Consider the following 16,199-nt stretch of genomic DNA (forward strand, 5'->3'; position numbering starts at 1 on the left):
AGCAGGAAACTTATAGTGTTATAGGCACTGATTATTTTCAATCATATTTTAAAAGCTCTATATTTGTCCAATCCATATACCGAATCGCCGATTCAAAAAACATCTCAACATTTAAACTCAATAATATATGCCTGATTTTCTTCATTTACACTGTCATACTCAGTTTTCTCTGCTAGATGGCGCTTCCAAGATTGAGATGATGATGGACAAGGCTGCTGCAGATGGCCAGAAAGGAGTTGCTTTAACCGATCATGGAAACATGTTTGGCGCCTTCAAATTCGTGGCCGAAGCAGAAAAGCGAAATTTAAAGCCATTGGTGGGATGTGAGTTTTATCTGGTAGAAGACCGTCACAAACAATCCTTTTCCAGAAAACGGGGTGAAAAAGACAAACGGTATCACCAATTGCTTATTGCCAAAGACCAGAAAGGGTATCAAAACTTATCAATGCTTTGTAGTTTGGGCTTCACGGAAGGGCTGTACAATGATTTTCCCCGGATTGATAAGGAATTGCTCGAGAAATACCACGAAGGGGTGATCGCAACAAGTTGTTGCATAGGCGCTGAGCTCCCGCAAACCATTTTGGCAGGAAAAGAAGCTGAGTTAGAAGAAAAGCTGAAATGGTGGCTCGATCTATTTGGAGAAGATTATTACATTGAGTTGCAGCGACACAGCGGTCTTGAGGATATCGATGGGACAGGTATCAGTCAGGAGTATATTAATCAGACTTTAATAAAATTAGCTCGGAAGCACAATGTGAAGATCATTGCAACGAATGATTCCCATTATCTCGAAGAGGAAGACTGGAAGGCGCACGATATATTACTGTGCATCAATACTGGAAATAAAGTAGAGGAAGAGAAACGTTTCCGATTTCCCAGTTCTGATTTCTACTTCAAGACTAAGAACGAGATGAACATGTTGTTTTCGGATATTCCGGAAGCACTGGACAATACGCTCGATATTTATGACAAAGTAGATACTTTAAAACTAAAACGAGATATATTATTACCGGCATTTCCGGTACCAGCACAGTTTTCTTCACAGGAAGAATATTTACGACATCTGACGTATGAGGGAGCCAAACGCAGATATCAGGAACTCAATGAGGTGGTCCGGGAGCGACTTGACTTTGAGTTGTCGGTCATCAATGGCAGTGGCTATGCCGGTTATTTTCTGATAGTTCAGGATTTTACATCCATTGCGCGCGAAATGGATGTGTCTGTGGGACCGGGACGAGGATCAGCTGCCGGTTCCGCAGTGGCCTATTGTCTGGGTATCACGAATGTGGACCCCATAGCGTATGATTTACTATTTGAGCGGTTTTTAAATCCGGAACGAATTTCCATGCCGGATATTGATATCGACTTTGATGATGAAGGACGGAGTAAGGTGATCGATTATGTGGTGGAAAAATACGGGCAACATCAGGTGGCTCAAATAATTACTTATGGCTCCATGGCGGCCAAAATGTCGATACGGGATGTCGGCCGTGTATTGGATGTTCCACTAAATGAAGTGAACCGAATTTCCAAAATGTATCCCACCCACCCCAAGGCGAATCTGGACCGGGTTTTGAGACCCGGCGAGATGGACAAGGGAATTCTGGAGGATATGAATGCGGACGATGTATCCAAAGCGAAAACCATACGAAAACTGTCCGAAGAAGATTCGTTGGTTGGAGAAATGTTGCGTACAGCCCGCAACCTGGAAGGGTCAGTGCGAAATACAGGGCTCCATGCCTGTGGGGTGATTATTACGCCGGACGATATACGGAAAATTATCCCGGTAGCGGTCGCCAAAGATTCTGATCTGCTGGTGACACAGTTTGATAATGCGGTAGTGGAAGATGCGGGATTGCTTAAAATGGATTTTTTGGGTTTGAAAACCCTGACCATCATCAAAGATGCCATTAAGATTATTGAGAAAAATCATGGGGTTAAAATTGACTTGGATGGGATTCCCCTGGATGATCCACTGACCTACGAGCGCATTTTTCAGAAAGGCCGGACAGTCGGTGTGTTTCAGTATGAATCCCCTGGCATGCAGAAAAACCTCAAGCTTCTGGAACCCAATAAGTTTGAGGATCTCATTGCAATGAACGCATTGTACAGACCGGGTCCCATGCAGTATATTCCAAATTTTATTGAGCGGAAACATGGTCGGGAGGCCATCGTTTATGATCTGGATGATATGGAAGAATACCTGGCTGAAACCTATGGAATTACGGTCTATCAGGAGCAAGTGATGTTGCTGTCCCAAAAACTGGCCGGATTTAGCAAAGGTGAGGCGGATGTTCTCCGTAAAGGAATGGGTAAAAAGAAAAAGAAAATCATCGATGAATTGCATCCCAAATTCCTTCAGGGAGGCCAGGAGCGGGGACATGATCCAAAGATTCTGGAAAAGATCTGGAAAGACTGGGAGGCCTTTGCTTCTTATGCTTTTAACAAATCTCACTCAACATGTTATGCGATCGTCGCTTTTCAGACGGCTTATCTGAAAGCACATTACCCCGAAGAATTTATGGCTGCAGTGCTTATGCACAACTATTCAGATATCTCCAAGCTGGAGTTTTTTCTGCGAGAGGCCAAAGCGATGGGAATCAAGGTCCTTGGCCCTGATGTCAATAAAAGTGATCTTAACTTTACAGTAGATGATGAGCGAAACATTCGGATAGGATTATATGGATTAAAAGGGGTGGGAGAGAGTGCTGCCAAATCTTTGATTGACGAACGCGACCTGTCTGGAGATTTTACAGATCTGGATAATTTTATCAAACGAATTAATCTGCGGTCGCTCAATAAAAAAAGCATTGAAAACCTGGTGTATAGTGGGGCCTTGGACTCCTTTGGTATCGATCGTGCTCAGTATTTTGAACCTTCTGACAAATATGAAACCTTTATCGAGCACTTGGTACGATATGGAAATATGTATCGGGAGGCCAAAAATTCCATGGAGAATTCTCTTTTTGGATTTGAATCAACCGTGACTCTGGATCCGCCTGAACCCCCGGAGGCGGAATCCTGGCAGAAGATGTATACCCTGGAGAAGGAAAAGGAAATTGTGGGGATTTATGCCAGTGGACATCCGCTGGATCAGGTGCGGCATTTGCTGAAAGAGTTGGTAGACTGTGATATTCGAACGATGGAAGAATATCAGCAGCCTGGCAGACGGTTTCGGGTGGGTGGGCTCGTCACGGCCAGTCGAGCCGGTGTCAGTAAACGTGGATTGAACTATGGGGTGTTTACCTTGCAGGATTACAGTGGAAGCTATGAATTCTTCATCAGCGGAAAACACTTTTTAAATAACCAGGGTCTTATCGAAAGTGGAAACTTTTTACATCTTCAGGTTTCATTTAACCTGACCAGAGGCGGAGATTTACGCCATTCGGTAGATGCGGTTAATTTACTGAGAGAGGTGGCTGAGTCTTCCATTCAATCCGTCAAAATATACGTGCCCGTCGTTGATATTGATGAACTATATATTAACAATCTGAAAACTTTGATGGAAGAACACGAGGGGCAACAAAAAATTCGACTAACCGTTTTTGATAAATCAGATAAAGAGGTTCAGATTGGACTGCGATCGATGAATGGAGGAGTAACCATCGACAATGACTTTCTGATGGAATTGGAGCAGAACGACTATCAATATTCAGTGCTAACTGCACAAAGTAAATAAGAAAGAGCATGAAGAACTTGATTTACGGTCTCATCGGATTGTTCGCGCTTGGTGGTACTGCTGCGGCCGGCGTGTTTCTGTCTGATGAAATACAGGATGCTGAATATAAAATTGGGGAGACCATCGAAAACTTCTCATTGAAGAATCTGAATGGAGAAGAGGTTGCTTTTTCTGAGTCTACAGGCTCGTTAGGAACTATTTTGATTTTTACATGCAATACCTGTCCTTACGCCAAGCTTTATGAGGAACGAATCCTGCAGTTGCATGATGTATATAATGACGTGGGATATACAGTGATTTTGATCAATCCAAGCAATCCGGACTTAAAGCCTGGTGATCATCCTTCGGAGTTGATGAAATGGGTTTCACAATCGGGCTATTCCGGACTTTATTTGATAGATTCTATCGGATTGTTTCGTCGGTTTGGTGCCCGCAAAACACCGGAAGTGTTTTTGATGGATAAAAGCAATGTTTTAAAATACCGGGGGGCGATCGATAACAGTGCACAAGGTGCTGAAAGTGTGACCGATAAATATCTGGAAAATGCCATACGTGCACTTCAAGACGGGGTGGATCCCGAGCCTGTCAAAACACGTCCCGTCGGCTGTGTGATTAAGCACTAAGTGCGAAGCTCTAATTCCCTGACTTCGCTTTTGTAACCACATTTTTTACTCTGTCAAAACTGGTTATCTGGTAATTGTAGGGGTGAATATCCTCGGCATGAACCAGATCCAAGGCTTTATTTCGATACTCAAGTGGTGATTTTACGATCATTTTTCCGGAGAGGTGAAACTCCGAAGCTCCCGTAAAATGAATGACATCATTAATATTATTCTCTGTGATGCCTCCTCCGGGCATGATTGTTATCCGCCCATCGGCTTGTTCGATTAGCTTGGCGATTTGTTTAATACCTTCTGGCGTCGATTGTTTGCCTCCTGATGTTAAAATACGGTCGAATCCAAGGCTGATGATTGTTTCCAATGCTTTATCCTGATGGGTGACCATATCAAATGCCCTGTGAAAAGTTATATCCATTCCTTCAGCATGCGACAAAATCTTTTTGGTCGTGGCAACATCTACTTCGCCTGCCGGGGTGAGAAAGCCAAAAACAACACCTTCTATACCAATAGAGCGACAGAATCGGATGGATTCGATGATTTCTTCCAGTTCCAGCGACGTATATATGAAGTCACCGCCTCGTGGACGAATAAGAACATGAACCGGAATATCAAGATTATTCTTGACGCACAGAAGCTGTCCCGGACTGGGAGTTGTTCCACCCAATTCGAGGTTGGAACAAAGCTCGATCCGGTCAGCACCTGCCCGACTGGCAATCTGGGCAGATTCGTATGAATTGGCAGCAATTTCAATAATCATAGAAGTCTGAAATATTTTTGTGATCTTTGCAAACTAACTAATAAAATTCAATGAGACCTATAATCCTTCTATTTTGTTGCGTTTTTTATTTTTTGGTGGCTTGTTCATCAGAAAAGCAAAACCTTACTTACATTGATTTGTTGACTTACGGAATCCCCATTGAGATCCAAGCCCCTGATAGTGTTGATATAACGTCTTCAGATATGGGAAGTCAAAGGGACGTCGTGCTCCAGGGAGCGGATGGCTACAGGATTCAAATTTTTTCCTCTGATGCATATAAAAACGAGGCTTCAACTGTGGCCGAATATAAGAGTGAAATCAAACAAAATCCATTGTTTAAAGAGTTCGTACGCGAAGAACCCAATGGGTTTGTGTACGCATTCCAATTGGATTCCACGACAATTAATCACGGTTTTCGCTTTATCCAAGTGAGAAATGGCAAAGAAATCGTGATCCAGCAAGGAATGCTGGGTCTTTATTCAAAAGATGAGGCGGACCGTCTATTCACTTATGCTTTGAATAGTAAGTGATAAAACCATCGATTTTGCATGCGATGGGAAAGAATAGGAGGTTAATGATATTATTGAAATGTGAAATAATCAAAAATATATCAAATCTCTTTGATAATAATCATTGGAATAACGATTTATTTTGATTATTTAGCACATCAAATCAAAAAACGAACAAAGTACAATAGTATGAAACTTATCCGATATGGAAATCCTGGGGAGGAAAAACCTGGTATTCTTATTGATGGCAAGCGCTTCGATGTAAGTGATATAATTGAAGATTACGACACGGCTTTTTTTGGTTCTGATGGTATAACTGATCTTCAGGATAAAATCGACGCGCATTCTTTGAAAGAGGTGGATGCTGATGTCCGTTGGGGGGTGCCGATGGCGCGTCCGGGCAAAATAGTCTGTATTGGTCTGAATTATGCAGATCATGCAGCGGAATCAGGGATGGATGCTCCGGAAGAACCTGTCATTTTCTTTAAGGCAACGAGCTCTATGGTGGGACCGTACGATGATGTTATCATTCCCAAGGGTAGTGAGAAAACAGATTGGGAGGTGGAACTTGGGGTGGTTATTGGCAAAAAAGCATCCTATGTGACCGAGGCCGAAGCGATGAATCATGTAGCTGGTTATGTATTGCACAACGATGTTAGTGAACGCGCTTTTCAGATCGAACGTGGAGGACAATGGGTAAAGGGGAAAAGTTGCGACACTTTCGCTCCGGTCGGGCCGTGGATAGCTACACCCGATGAAATCAGCGATGTAAACAACCTCAACCTCTGGTTGAAGATCAATGGCAAAAAGCTCCAGGATGGTACTTCAGCAGATTTGATTTTTAAGATACCACACATTATCCATTACCTGAGTCAGTTCATGACTTTGGAACCCGGTGATATTATTTCAACAGGAACACCAGCCGGCGTCGGATTGGGACTTAATCCACCGACATTTTTAAAACCTGGAGATGTGATGGAACTTGGTATTGACGGATTAGGAAGTAGCAAACAGCACGTGAAAGCTTATTCTGGCCAATAAAGTATGATAAGATGAAACGCTATTGCCTGCTGCTGGACCTCGTAGATGACCCCGATCTCATCCGGGAATATGAGGAATACCATAAAAAAATTTGGCCTGAAGTCATTCGGAGCATGACTGATGCCGGCGTGGAATCCATGGAGATTTATCGGTATGGATCCCGTATGGCCATGGTCATGGAGGTCAATGAAACTTTCTCTTTTTCACGTCAGATGCAGATTAATACTGAAAATGAAACCGTACAGGAATGGGAAAAATTGATGTGGAAATATCAGCAAGCGATTCCTGGATGTAAACCGGGTGAAAAGTGGGTGTTGGCTGAAAAAATATTTAGTTCAACTAATTTTTTAAACAAGTAATATGAGATGGAAGTAATTGATTCACATCAGCATTTTTGGGTTTATTCACCAGACACTTATGATTGGATCGATGATTCTATGGCTGTTATTCGGCGTGATTTTTTGCCCGAACACCTGGCGCCCATTCTCAGAGAAAACGGGGTGGATGGGACAATAGCGGTACAGGCTGATCAATCGATTACAGAAACTAACTTTTTGCTGGACCAAGCCAATGAATATGATTTTATTTATGGTGTGGTCGGGTGGGTAGACCTGCAGAGTGATCATTTGGAAGCCCAGCTGGATGCTTTAGCGCATCGGGAAAAGTTAGTTGGATTTCGTCATATTGTTCAGGGAGAGCAAGATCCATTGTTTTTGATGCGACCCAGGTTTCGTCGTGGCTTGGAGATGATTTTCGAACGAGGATATGCCTATGATTTGTTAATTTATCCGCACCAGCTGGGTGTGGCACTGGAGCTGATCGATCAGTTTCGAGAAGCTCCGATTGTTATTGACCATTTGGCCAAGCCATATATTCGGTCAGGTCTTTGGAAAGGATGGAAAGTCATGATGGAAGAAATTAGTAAGTACCCACATGTGATGTGTAAATGGTCAGGAATGATTACAGAAGCCAACTGGCAGACATGGCAACAGGAAGATCTTGCTCCCTATCTTGATGTGACCGCAGACGCTTTTTCAGCGAATCGGTTGATGTTTGGGTCGGATTGGCCGGTACTGAATGTTGCTGGTACTTATGAAAATGTGCTGGGAGGGATAAGAGACTACATCAATGGATGGTCAGAAGAAGATCAGAAGAATGTGCTGGGTGGAAATGCCCGGCGGTTCTATTTGGAATAAAATGCGATGTGAGCTGAAAAAGAAATTTAAAATTAAAACAAATGGATTTAGGTCTAACGGATAAAGTGATTATCGTCACCGGCGGTTCCAAAGGGATCGGTGGAGCCATCACAGAAGTTCTTGTCGATGAAGGGGCGACGGTAATCATTGCTGGTCGAAAAAAAGAAGATGGCGAGAAAAAAATTGCTGAACTGGCTGATCGGGCCGGACATGCAGATTTTTTTCAGATCGAATTGCGAGATGATGATCGCCGGGAAGAGTTGGTGACCTATGTATTGGGAAAGTATGGGAGATTGGATGGCCTGGTGAATAATGCCGGCGTCAATGACGGAATCGGGCTGGAACAGGGGAGTGCGGATGAATTTGTAGAAAGCTATCAAAAGAATGTAGTCCATGTGTATTCTTTGGTGCAGAAGACCCTGCCTGCATTGAAAGAATCGAAAGGAAGCATCGTAAATATCGGATCGAAAGTGGCCGATACCGGACAAGGAGGTACGTCCGGTTACGCGGCCTCCAAAGGTGCGATCAATGCACTGACCAGAGAATGGGCTGTGGATCTTGCAGCACATTCCATTCGGGTGAACTGTGTCATCCCCGCAGAGGTGTGGACGCCACTGTACGATCGGTGGATTCATACGCTGGCGAATCCGGAAGAAAGACTCAAAGAGATCGTTTCTCGAATCCCTTTTGAAAAAAGATTTACGACAGCAGCTGAAATTGCAAATATGACTGTATTTTTATTGTCAAATATGGTTTCCGGTCATACTACGGGACAAATTGTGTACGTAGACGGCGGGTATACGCACCTTGATCGGGCCTATCATTAGAATATAAAAAATTATCACTATATTAATTGTTATTAAATCATACCGGCAAATTTAAAATTACCTAAAAATGAATTCGTGAAAATTAAAGAAAAAAGCAAAGTTCTCCAGATACATCCTCGGGATAACGTACTGGTGGCTTTGGAAAAACTACCTGCCGGTATGACTATTCAGCAAAATGGTGCTGAAATATCGCTGATCGACCACATCCCGCCAAAGCATAAATTGGCTATTCGGGACTTTGATGAAGGTGATGAAGTAATTATGTATGGTGTATTGGTGGGTAAAACGACGGAACCGGTCCGGAAAGGCGGGTTGCTGACCACCGAAAACTTGCATCATGCCAGCAATGAAGATTACAAGCGTACCGTTGAAACTGTTTCCTGGAATCCACCTGATGTTAGTGTCTTTGAAGGGTTAACCTTTGATGGATATCACCGATCCAATGGAGACGTTGGTACCCGGAATTATTGGCTTTTTATTCCCATGGTATTTTGTGAGAACAACAATCTCAAAATCATCAAGGATGCCTTGCTGACTGAACTGGGCTACGCCAATGACAATCAATACAGAAGCTTTGTTCGAAATCTCGTTCAACCGGGATCAAAAAACGGGATAGAGAAAGTCCCCAAAGACAGGGTTTTTAAAAACATAGATGGAATTAAGTTCCTGACTCATGAGGGTGGATGTGGGGGAACAAGAGAAGACAGTATAGTATTGGGTAAATTATTGGCCGGTTATGCCAACCATCCCAATGTAGCTGGAGTGACTATCATGAGCCTGGGGTGTCAGCATCTTCAGCTTAAGTTGTTTATGGACCTGCTCAAGGAGACAAACCCGGATTTTGATAAACCTTTATTGGCATTTGAACAACAGAGCTTTCGCACTGTAGATGATCTGATTCGAAAAGTGCTTGAGAAGACGATTCGGGAGATCCAAAAAGCAAATAAGATTGAACGAAAACCTGCTCCATTATCCAAACTCATTCTTGGTATGGAATGTGGAGGTAGTGATGGGTTTTCAGGAATTTCTGCAAATCCATCGGTAGGACGGGTAGCTGATTTTGTATCCGTGTTGGGTGGGAAGGTGCTTTTATCTGAATTCCCTGAATTATTTGGCGCAGAACAGGATCTGGTAGATCGTATGGTTGATGAACGACTGGCTGACAAATTTACCTTCTTGATGAAGTCATATAATCAGGCTGCTGAAGAAGTCGGTAGTGGTTTTGACATGAATCCATCCCCGGGGAATATCCGTGATGGATTGATTACAGATGCGATCAAATCACTCGGAGCAGCTCAGAAAGGCGGTCGTTCACCGGTAAAAGACGTGCTTGATTACACAGAACAAGTCACGGAAGATGGTTTGAGCTTACTCTGTACACCCGGAAATGACGTCGAATCAACGACTGGGCTGGCCGGGAGCGGGGCCAATGTATTGCTGTTTACGACCGGTTTGGGGACACCGACGGGGAATCCTGTTGCACCGACGGTTAAGATATCGTCGAATACAAAGTTAGCTGATAATATGCCCGATATTATTGACTACAATACCGGCCCTATAATCGATGGAACCGCTTCACTGGAGGAAGTAGCGACCGGTTTGATGAAAACCGTTATCGACGTGGCCAGTGGTAAAAAAAGAACCAAGGCAGAATTACTGAATCAGGATGATTTTATTCCCTGGAAACGAGGAGTAAGTTTATAAAGCTCAAAGTAGGGAAGCTCAAAGCTCAAAGTAGGGCAGCTGAAAGCTCAAAGAAAGAAGGAGAAAGAGAGAAGTTTAAAATTTTTACAATATAATTTTACTTGATGGAATTCAATCAAAAAACAATCGTGATTACCGGAGGTGGCAGTGGTATTGGATGGGCTATATCGCAGGCGTTTGCCCGCCAAGGGGGGCAAGTGTTTATGCTTGAAATCGATAAAGATACTGCTCAGAAAAAAGTGGAAGAAATGGGTTTTTCTGATCGGATCACCACGTTGCAATGTGATGTGTCCAATCAAGATAATGTACAGGAGTGTGTCGCACAGATTATTCGTTCAAGCGAACGGATTGATGTACTTGTCAACAACGCTGGTGTAGCGCACATAGGCACAGCGGTGTCGACCAGTGAAGCAGATTTAGATCGGATCTATCAGGTAAATATCAAAGGGGTGTACAATTGCCTGCACAGCGTATTGCCCCACATGGTGAAGCAACAAAATGGGGCGATTGTCAACATGGCATCAATTGCGGCGTCATTGGGTATCCCGGACCGATTTGCATACAGTGCCAGCAAAGGAGCTGTGCTGGCGATGACTTACCAGGTGGCCAAAGATTTTATAGATGATGGGATCCGATGCAATTCCGTTTCACCGGCACGTGTCCACACCCCTTTTGTAGATGGGTACATAAAGAATAATTACCCCGGCCGAGAACAGGAAATGTTTGAGAATTTGTCCAAGACACAACCCATCGGACGGATGGGAGAACCAGAGGAAATTGCGGATCTTGTTCTATTTCTCTGCAGTGATAAAGCCGGTTTTATGACCGGCACAGATTATCCGATCGATGGTGGCTTTATTCGATTGTAGATTTTAGAATGAAGAGACTGAAAATGGTTTTGAATGGGTGATATATTCTCCAGGCATTCGCCATGATAGCTTCTGGTGTATAAACAGTTTGAAAAATCAGTTTACCACGACTATCCGTTAGTGTCATCTTCCACAGAAGAGTGGCGCGTAAGAATATTAATCAAAAAAAACTACCAGCGTATTAGAATTTAGGTAATAAATTTTCTTTGACATTCCATATATTTATCGGGTTATAACATACGTTATGGACTCCAATATAACCACTTGTCAAAATTGTAATCGGCAACTACAAGAAGATTTTATTTACTGTCCAAACTGCGGCCAACAGACTGATGAAGAACTTTCGCTCCGAGTGTTGTTCAAAGCGACTATTCAGAATTATTTTTCTATCGATGCCCGTTTTTTTAGGAGTATTGGTCCATTGTTGTTTCGACCGGGGTTTTTGCCTCAAGTATTTGTAGCAGGTAAGCGCAGGATGTATCTACACCCTGCGCGCATGTTTCTGTTCCTGACCTTCGTATTTTTCTTTCTCTTTTCATTTTTTATACGAGATTCCAGGGGAGTTCTTGATGAAAAAGTCAGAAAAGAATTTTCATTCGAGAAAGGAATGGTTGAAGTGCCTTCCGATAGTACACATGGAGATGATGTTGTTTCAGTGGATGAGGTCTCTATACCACGGAGCAAAACGCGAGAATTAGAAGCAATAATCGAAGGAGATACCCACCATATCGTTGTTCCAAATTCTGCATATTCTGTGGATAGTTCCATACCTGGAATCGTCATAAATTCTGCTAAGGTAGACTCGCTGATTGCCGCAGATGCCTCCGATGAGGAAATCCTTAGGGCCATGGGGCTCACTGAAGATTCGGGATATTTTGTCCGAAAAATTTACGCACAGCTTTTGAAGTTGTACAGAACGCACGAAGTGGGAGCTATTTACCAGCGGTTTTTTGATACGATACCTGTGGCTATGTTTTTTCTTTTACCGCTTTTTGCATTGTTGCTTCTGGGATTTTATTACCGTGAAGGCAGATACGTCCATCATCTGGTTTTTAGTTTTTATTATTTCTCCTTTGTCTATGTCATTTTCGGCTTATTGTACAGTTTCAACCGGTGGTTGAATGTATTACCTGAATGGCTTACCTGGATTTTAAGTATTTTACCGCTTGTCTATTTATTGGTCGGAGTAAAACGATTTTATAGGCAAAGATGGAGTAAGTCAGTAATTAAAAGTCTGGCCATAATTTTAATATTTACATTGATTATCACGCCCATCACGGCAGGTCTGGTGGGATTATATGCGTTTCTATTTTATTAATTGGTGATTGTCCGTCTCTTTGATAGGAATTATAATCAATTTTGTTCTGAAAGCGTGTTTTACGTGGAAATCAAAATTGGTTGAACGGGGATTGCAGATAGGGTGTTAAAAATGCCGATTGTGAAACAAATAATGGATATCCATCGGAAACATGGGCTCTTCCGAGCCAAGACTATATTCACTCTTATTTGGGTATGTATATATCACAAGCCATGGAAATTGCGTGGAAGGTGCCAAAATAATGTAGCGTGATTTTTAAACGTGTACTATAAATGATTGATATGGTTATTTGATGCTGTTTAGATATTTTTCCAGCATGGTGAATCCATCCGAAGCCATTCTATTTCTATCATCCGGATTATTTTTGTCCAGGGTATTCATTTCTTCCCATTGGTCAGGCATTCCATCACGGTCTGAATCTTTTGGTGGCGGTACGCTTTTGAGAACCGGCCATCCACCTACATCTTTCTGCGTGTCAATGATTCCACACATTAGAGAGGAATTCGCTACCTATGCTTTATTTTCAAAGGACTCTCAAGTGTGATCGTCCCGGATAACCTGAAAACCACGGTCCGGGGGCCGGAAGCTTCAACCGCAGCTCTTAAACTTCCTTCGCCTCGATCATTTAAATTTGTGACCTCATACACATCCCCACCTCGTCCGCCTTTTGAATATCTACCGTATCCTTCAGCGGTTGGAAAAGCGAGTTGTTGGGCATAGCCGTTTAAACTGATTAGGGAGAGGGCTAGGATGAATAGCGTTGCTATTATAGCTCTGTGTTTAAAGGACATTTTTATTGTTTTATTTTAATAATCACGCTGATACCGGGTTTAATTGTGGAGAGTCCTTATTTTTTCCGTACTGTTTGATTTTTCCAGTCGGGATATCGTGTCAGCACTTTTTCCGGCGCCCGTGTATACCAACTATACCCGTTTCGTCGCTCGTAGCTAATTTCACGCATCGACTTTTTTTTGATGCCGTCCCTGCTGCAGAAAAAGATTTCATTTGATTCCAAATCATAAAATCGACCCCAATGTGGCGGCGCATTTTCATCTTCTAACACAATTCTGTCTTTCCGACCGTCATCCAAGGTTACTGTTTCTATTCTTATGCCCTCAATCTTATTGGTCTCAAACCATTCTACGGCGCCGTTTACCGCGGCTTTTATTTCTTCGGAAGGATGCTCAATATCCATTAATAACAATACGATTCCGGCCGATTCCGATCCACTAAAGGAGGGAAGTTCGTAACTGCGGGCTTTGGCCGGGGCTAGTGTCACAGAATCGTGCTGGGCACACCAGACAGTAGGTGACCCGTTAACGATGATCTGGGTGTCAAGTATGCATCGAATTCCATTATTGAAGGCCTCCCGGGCGTTTTGCTTTATATCATTGCTTATCTTTAAAGAAGTATAAATCCCGTCATTGGTATAAATTTCCTTTAGAAACTCCATGATATTGACCATGGCATCATCGTTGTAGGTAATGTGACCAGAATAGGCAACACTTCCCTGGCGAACGGGATAGAATTGCGGCCATCCGCCATTTTTATATTGTGCAGTGAAAATATATTGCAATCCCTTTAGGAAAGATTGCTTATATCTGTCATCTTTGATATGCGAATACATTCTGGCAAGAAACCTCATTTCCATTATCGTCGCACCATTGTCGAATGTGGCGCCAATTTCAGATTTACTGTTAATATAGTGTTCTCTTTCAGATTCAGAAAAGGTATGATGATAAGGTTTGTTCTTCTCCCATCCACCAATCTCTTTTTGGCTCAATAATACATTTTCTGCCACTAATTTCGCTTCCTTGGAATTGTACCATTCTGCTGGCATATTAGTAGCCACATCTTTCCATCTTTTATTTAGTAATTCTTTAGGGGTAGCCTGCTTATTCTGTGTGAAGCCAGTTGTTGACATCAAAAGGATTGCTATCAATGTAAAAAGTTTTCTGATTTTCAGGATTTTAACATTTTTCATCACTCAATACGCTTAAGATCTGGGGGAGATGGTAACGACTATTCTTTTATATCTTGTTAATCGAGGCTTACCCCGATCCGTTACTTTTAATATGAAATGCGCCGTTTCTTCTTTGGTTACTTCCGGGGCCTTGAAGTAAGCCTTGTACACATTCTCTGCTCCATTCACGTTTATGGGCTTGTTTAGGGTGCCAGCTTCCGGGTAGTTGAACCACAGAAAACTAAAACTATCACCATCGGGGTCGGTCGTGTTGATAGCATCCAGCGTAAAACCTTCACCCGATTTAACGGAGATTTCTTCAGGATGACTGAGGACAGGAACTGGCGGATGATTGGCTTCTTCATACGATAGGATACACCAATCCATACGCGCGGCAAAATCATTTTGAAATTCATCTCTCCACCGCCATAAAGTAACCTTATCGTTATGAAATGAAACCGTATCTTGTTTCACTGAACGGCCGTATTCTTTAGGAAGGTATGGTGTATAATGATCTATGGCATTGGTCCAGATCGGTCTGGTTTCTGGTGCTATCGTTACTCTTGAACCTCCTTCTTTGGTCTTCGAAAAATCTGGCTTATAAAGTTCATAGCGACCACCCCAGCTGCCCCATTCCGGATGTTCTGGTTGATTTAAACCATTGGGTGTTAGTGACAAAAAAGCTGGGGTGTCCCCTTCTACCCCCCAAGCTACGTCGGGGTATGCTGCGCCGAGCGGACCGTGGTTTTGTTGAATGTTTTGTGCTATCCATTGGTTGCTTATACTGTGGTTGTCAATGCCCCGGACATAAGCATTGATTCCGGTCCAGGTGGCGCTGCTGTAATGATCACCCGGACTGACAATATAAAACAATTCAGGGAAATTGTTTCTGATCCAAATCCCACTGTCATCCTGATCCGAAATGGTGTAAACCCGGAGTTTTGAAATTAACCGATCTGCTTCTTTTTCTTCTTTGGTATTTTTTATTTTAAATAGAGCTTGTGCATGTGTATTAACACCACCCCACACTGATATCCACAACGGACGCTCATCGTCTTCTTCCAAAACCTGAATAATCCATTCAGAACCTTCGGAATCCATTCCTTCTCCGACACCCTTCATACCATATTCTGGTAAACCTTCTTTGACTATTGCCGATAGTGTTTTCGCCTCAGGAAAACCAGCTTCATGCTTGATTAGGTTTGGCTGCACCTTACCATAAGCTTGGATAACTTTTTCAATGGATTCAGGGTGCACCGCTGAAGTAAGCCAGCAAGAAGTCGTAGCAATAATTCCTTCTATATCAATTTGATTCGAATATAATAACAATCGAATTAATGATTGCGTGTCATCCGGATCCGCTTCAATATCAGTAAGGACAATTACTCTGTTTTTTAGAAACTGCTCGGCATGAAGGTTTTGTGACGCACTTAAAACCAGAATAAGAACCGGTGAGAATATAATTTTAGTTAACCGGGGAAAAACCACGAATCATTTAATTTAAGAGGTGTGCTAAAATATGTATAAAGAAATAGTTCTTTATGCTACTGCAGTATAACGGCGATAGCTTAAGTAATAGTGTTTGTTTGGGTAATGAAGTTATCCCGCAAAAGTCACGTTACCCAAAATTGGGCGATGTAATATGTCCCATTTTGAAATTTAAGCAATTGATGCACTGCCTCTTTTGTTCATAACAGATTGACGTGGTGAATAGAG

14 protein-coding genes and 1 pseudogene are annotated in these 16,199 nt (G+C 42.7%); 10 read left to right on the forward strand and 5 right to left on the reverse strand.

From position 1 onward, the window contains the following. Positions 1-127 precede the first annotated feature (127 nt). A complete protein-coding gene (gene dnaE / locus KUV50_RS13920) occupies positions 128-3,679 on the forward strand; it encodes a DNA polymerase III subunit alpha (RefSeq protein ID WP_222580782.1) in 3,552 nt (1,183 codons plus the stop codon). Between the two features lie 8 nt (positions 3,680-3,687). Next, positions 3,688-4,302, forward strand: coding sequence for a redoxin domain-containing protein (locus KUV50_RS13925; RefSeq protein WP_222580783.1), 615 nt, complete (start codon positions 3,688-3,690; stop codon positions 4,300-4,302). Between the two features lie 10 nt (positions 4,303-4,312). On the opposite strand, the gene KUV50_RS13930 is transcribed toward KUV50_RS13925, so the two are convergent. Then, complete coding sequence (locus KUV50_RS13930; RefSeq protein ID WP_222580784.1) at positions 4,313-5,056, reverse strand: copper homeostasis protein CutC; 744 nt, start codon at positions 5,054-5,056, stop codon at positions 4,313-4,315. A gap of 203 nt (positions 5,057-5,259) precedes the next feature. On the opposite strand from KUV50_RS13930, the gene KUV50_RS13935 reads away from it, so the two are divergent. The 8 genes from KUV50_RS13935 to KUV50_RS13970 all read left to right on the forward strand — a co-directional run bounded on the left by KUV50_RS13935 (position 5,260) and on the right by KUV50_RS13970 (position 12,520). Continuing rightward, positions 5,260-5,586 carry a hypothetical protein gene (locus KUV50_RS13935; protein ID WP_222580785.1) on the forward strand — a complete coding sequence of 109 codons (327 nt, stop codon included), beginning with the start codon at positions 5,260-5,262 and terminating at the stop codon, positions 5,584-5,586. Positions 5,587-5,754: 168 nt separating this feature from the next. Beyond that, on the forward strand, positions 5,755-6,606 hold the full coding sequence (locus tag KUV50_RS13940; RefSeq protein WP_222580786.1) for a fumarylacetoacetate hydrolase family protein: 852 nt from the start codon (positions 5,755-5,757) through the stop codon (positions 6,604-6,606). 11 nt (positions 6,607-6,617) lie between these two features. Continuing rightward, on the forward strand, positions 6,618-6,965 hold the full coding sequence (locus tag KUV50_RS13945) for an L-rhamnose mutarotase (RefSeq protein WP_222580787.1): 348 nt from the start codon (positions 6,618-6,620) through the stop codon (positions 6,963-6,965). A gap of 6 nt (positions 6,966-6,971) precedes the next feature. After that, complete coding sequence (locus KUV50_RS13950) at positions 6,972-7,802, forward strand: amidohydrolase family protein (protein ID WP_222580788.1); 831 nt, start codon at positions 6,972-6,974, stop codon at positions 7,800-7,802. Positions 7,803-7,843: 41 nt separating this feature from the next. After that, positions 7,844-8,629, forward strand: a complete 786-nt coding sequence (locus KUV50_RS13955) for an SDR family oxidoreductase (RefSeq protein ID WP_222580789.1) — start codon at positions 7,844-7,846, stop codon at positions 8,627-8,629. Between the two features lie 75 nt (positions 8,630-8,704). Continuing rightward, positions 8,705-10,333 (forward strand): altronate dehydratase family protein, encoded by a 1,629-nt coding sequence (locus KUV50_RS13960; protein ID WP_315899982.1) that lies wholly within the window; start codon positions 8,705-8,707, stop codon positions 10,331-10,333. A 101-nt stretch (positions 10,334-10,434) separates the two neighbouring features. Further along, positions 10,435-11,202 carry an SDR family NAD(P)-dependent oxidoreductase gene (locus tag KUV50_RS13965; protein ID WP_410000060.1) on the forward strand — a complete coding sequence of 256 codons (768 nt, stop codon included), beginning with the start codon at positions 10,435-10,437 and terminating at the stop codon, positions 11,200-11,202. A 244-nt stretch (positions 11,203-11,446) separates the two neighbouring features. Continuing rightward, positions 11,447-12,520: a DUF3667 domain-containing protein gene (locus KUV50_RS13970; protein WP_222580791.1), complete on the forward strand. Its 1,074-nt coding sequence runs from the start codon at positions 11,447-11,449 to the stop codon at positions 12,518-12,520. Positions 12,521-12,805: 285 nt separating this feature from the next. Here the strand turns inward: KUV50_RS13970 and KUV50_RS13975 are convergent, their stop codons facing one another. The 4 genes and pseudogenes from KUV50_RS13975 to KUV50_RS13985 all read right to left on the reverse strand — a co-directional run bounded on the left by KUV50_RS13975 (position 12,806) and on the right by KUV50_RS13985 (position 15,926). Beyond that, complete coding sequence (locus KUV50_RS13975; RefSeq protein WP_222580792.1) at positions 12,806-13,012, reverse strand: hypothetical protein; 207 nt, start codon at positions 13,010-13,012, stop codon at positions 12,806-12,808. Positions 13,013-13,032: 20 nt separating this feature from the next. Further along, positions 13,033-13,311 (reverse strand): annotated as a pseudogene (locus tag KUV50_RS19775) (pectate lyase); the annotation flags it as partial. Between the two features lie 56 nt (positions 13,312-13,367). After that, a complete protein-coding gene (pelA, locus tag KUV50_RS13980) occupies positions 13,368-14,504 on the reverse strand; it encodes a pectate lyase (RefSeq protein ID WP_222580793.1) in 1,137 nt (378 codons plus the stop codon). A 12-nt stretch (positions 14,505-14,516) separates the two neighbouring features. Then, complete coding sequence (locus KUV50_RS13985; RefSeq protein WP_410000062.1) at positions 14,517-15,926, reverse strand: nucleoside hydrolase-like domain-containing protein; 1,410 nt, start codon at positions 15,924-15,926, stop codon at positions 14,517-14,519. Positions 15,927-16,199: the final 273 nt, after the last annotated feature.

Source organism: Membranihabitans marinus (assembly GCF_019802045.1).
GTDB classification, from domain to species: Bacteria; Bacteroidota; Bacteroidia; order Chitinophagales; family Saprospiraceae; genus Membranihabitans; species Membranihabitans marinus_A.

Bases quoted from the DNA above. Each gene is read 5' to 3' on its own strand.
- dnaE (WP_222580782.1), top strand. From the start codon at position 128: ATGCCTGATTTTCTTCATTTACACTGTCATACTCAGTTTTCTCTGCTA.
- KUV50_RS13925 (WP_222580783.1), top strand. From the start codon at position 3,688: ATGAAGAACTTGATTTACGGTCTCATCGGATTGTTCGCGCTTGGTGGT.
- KUV50_RS13930 (WP_222580784.1), bottom strand. From the start codon at position 5,056: ATGATTATTGAAATTGCTGCCAATTCATACGAATCTGCCCAGATTGCC.
- KUV50_RS13935 (WP_222580785.1), top strand. From the start codon at position 5,260: ATGGGAAGTCAAAGGGACGTCGTGCTCCAGGGAGCGGATGGCTACAGG.
- KUV50_RS13940 (WP_222580786.1), top strand. From the start codon at position 5,755: ATGAAACTTATCCGATATGGAAATCCTGGGGAGGAAAAACCTGGTATT.
- KUV50_RS13945 (WP_222580787.1), top strand. From the start codon at position 6,618: ATGAAACGCTATTGCCTGCTGCTGGACCTCGTAGATGACCCCGATCTC.
- KUV50_RS13950 (WP_222580788.1), top strand. From the start codon at position 6,972: ATGGAAGTAATTGATTCACATCAGCATTTTTGGGTTTATTCACCAGAC.
- KUV50_RS13955 (WP_222580789.1), top strand. From the start codon at position 7,844: ATGGATTTAGGTCTAACGGATAAAGTGATTATCGTCACCGGCGGTTCC.
- KUV50_RS13970 (WP_222580791.1), top strand. From the start codon at position 11,447: ATGGACTCCAATATAACCACTTGTCAAAATTGTAATCGGCAACTACAA.
- KUV50_RS13975 (WP_222580792.1), bottom strand. From the start codon at position 13,012: ATGTGTGGAATCATTGACACGCAGAAAGATGTAGGTGGATGGCCGGTT.
- pelA (WP_222580793.1), bottom strand. From the start codon at position 14,504: ATGAAAAATGTTAAAATCCTGAAAATCAGAAAACTTTTTACATTGATA.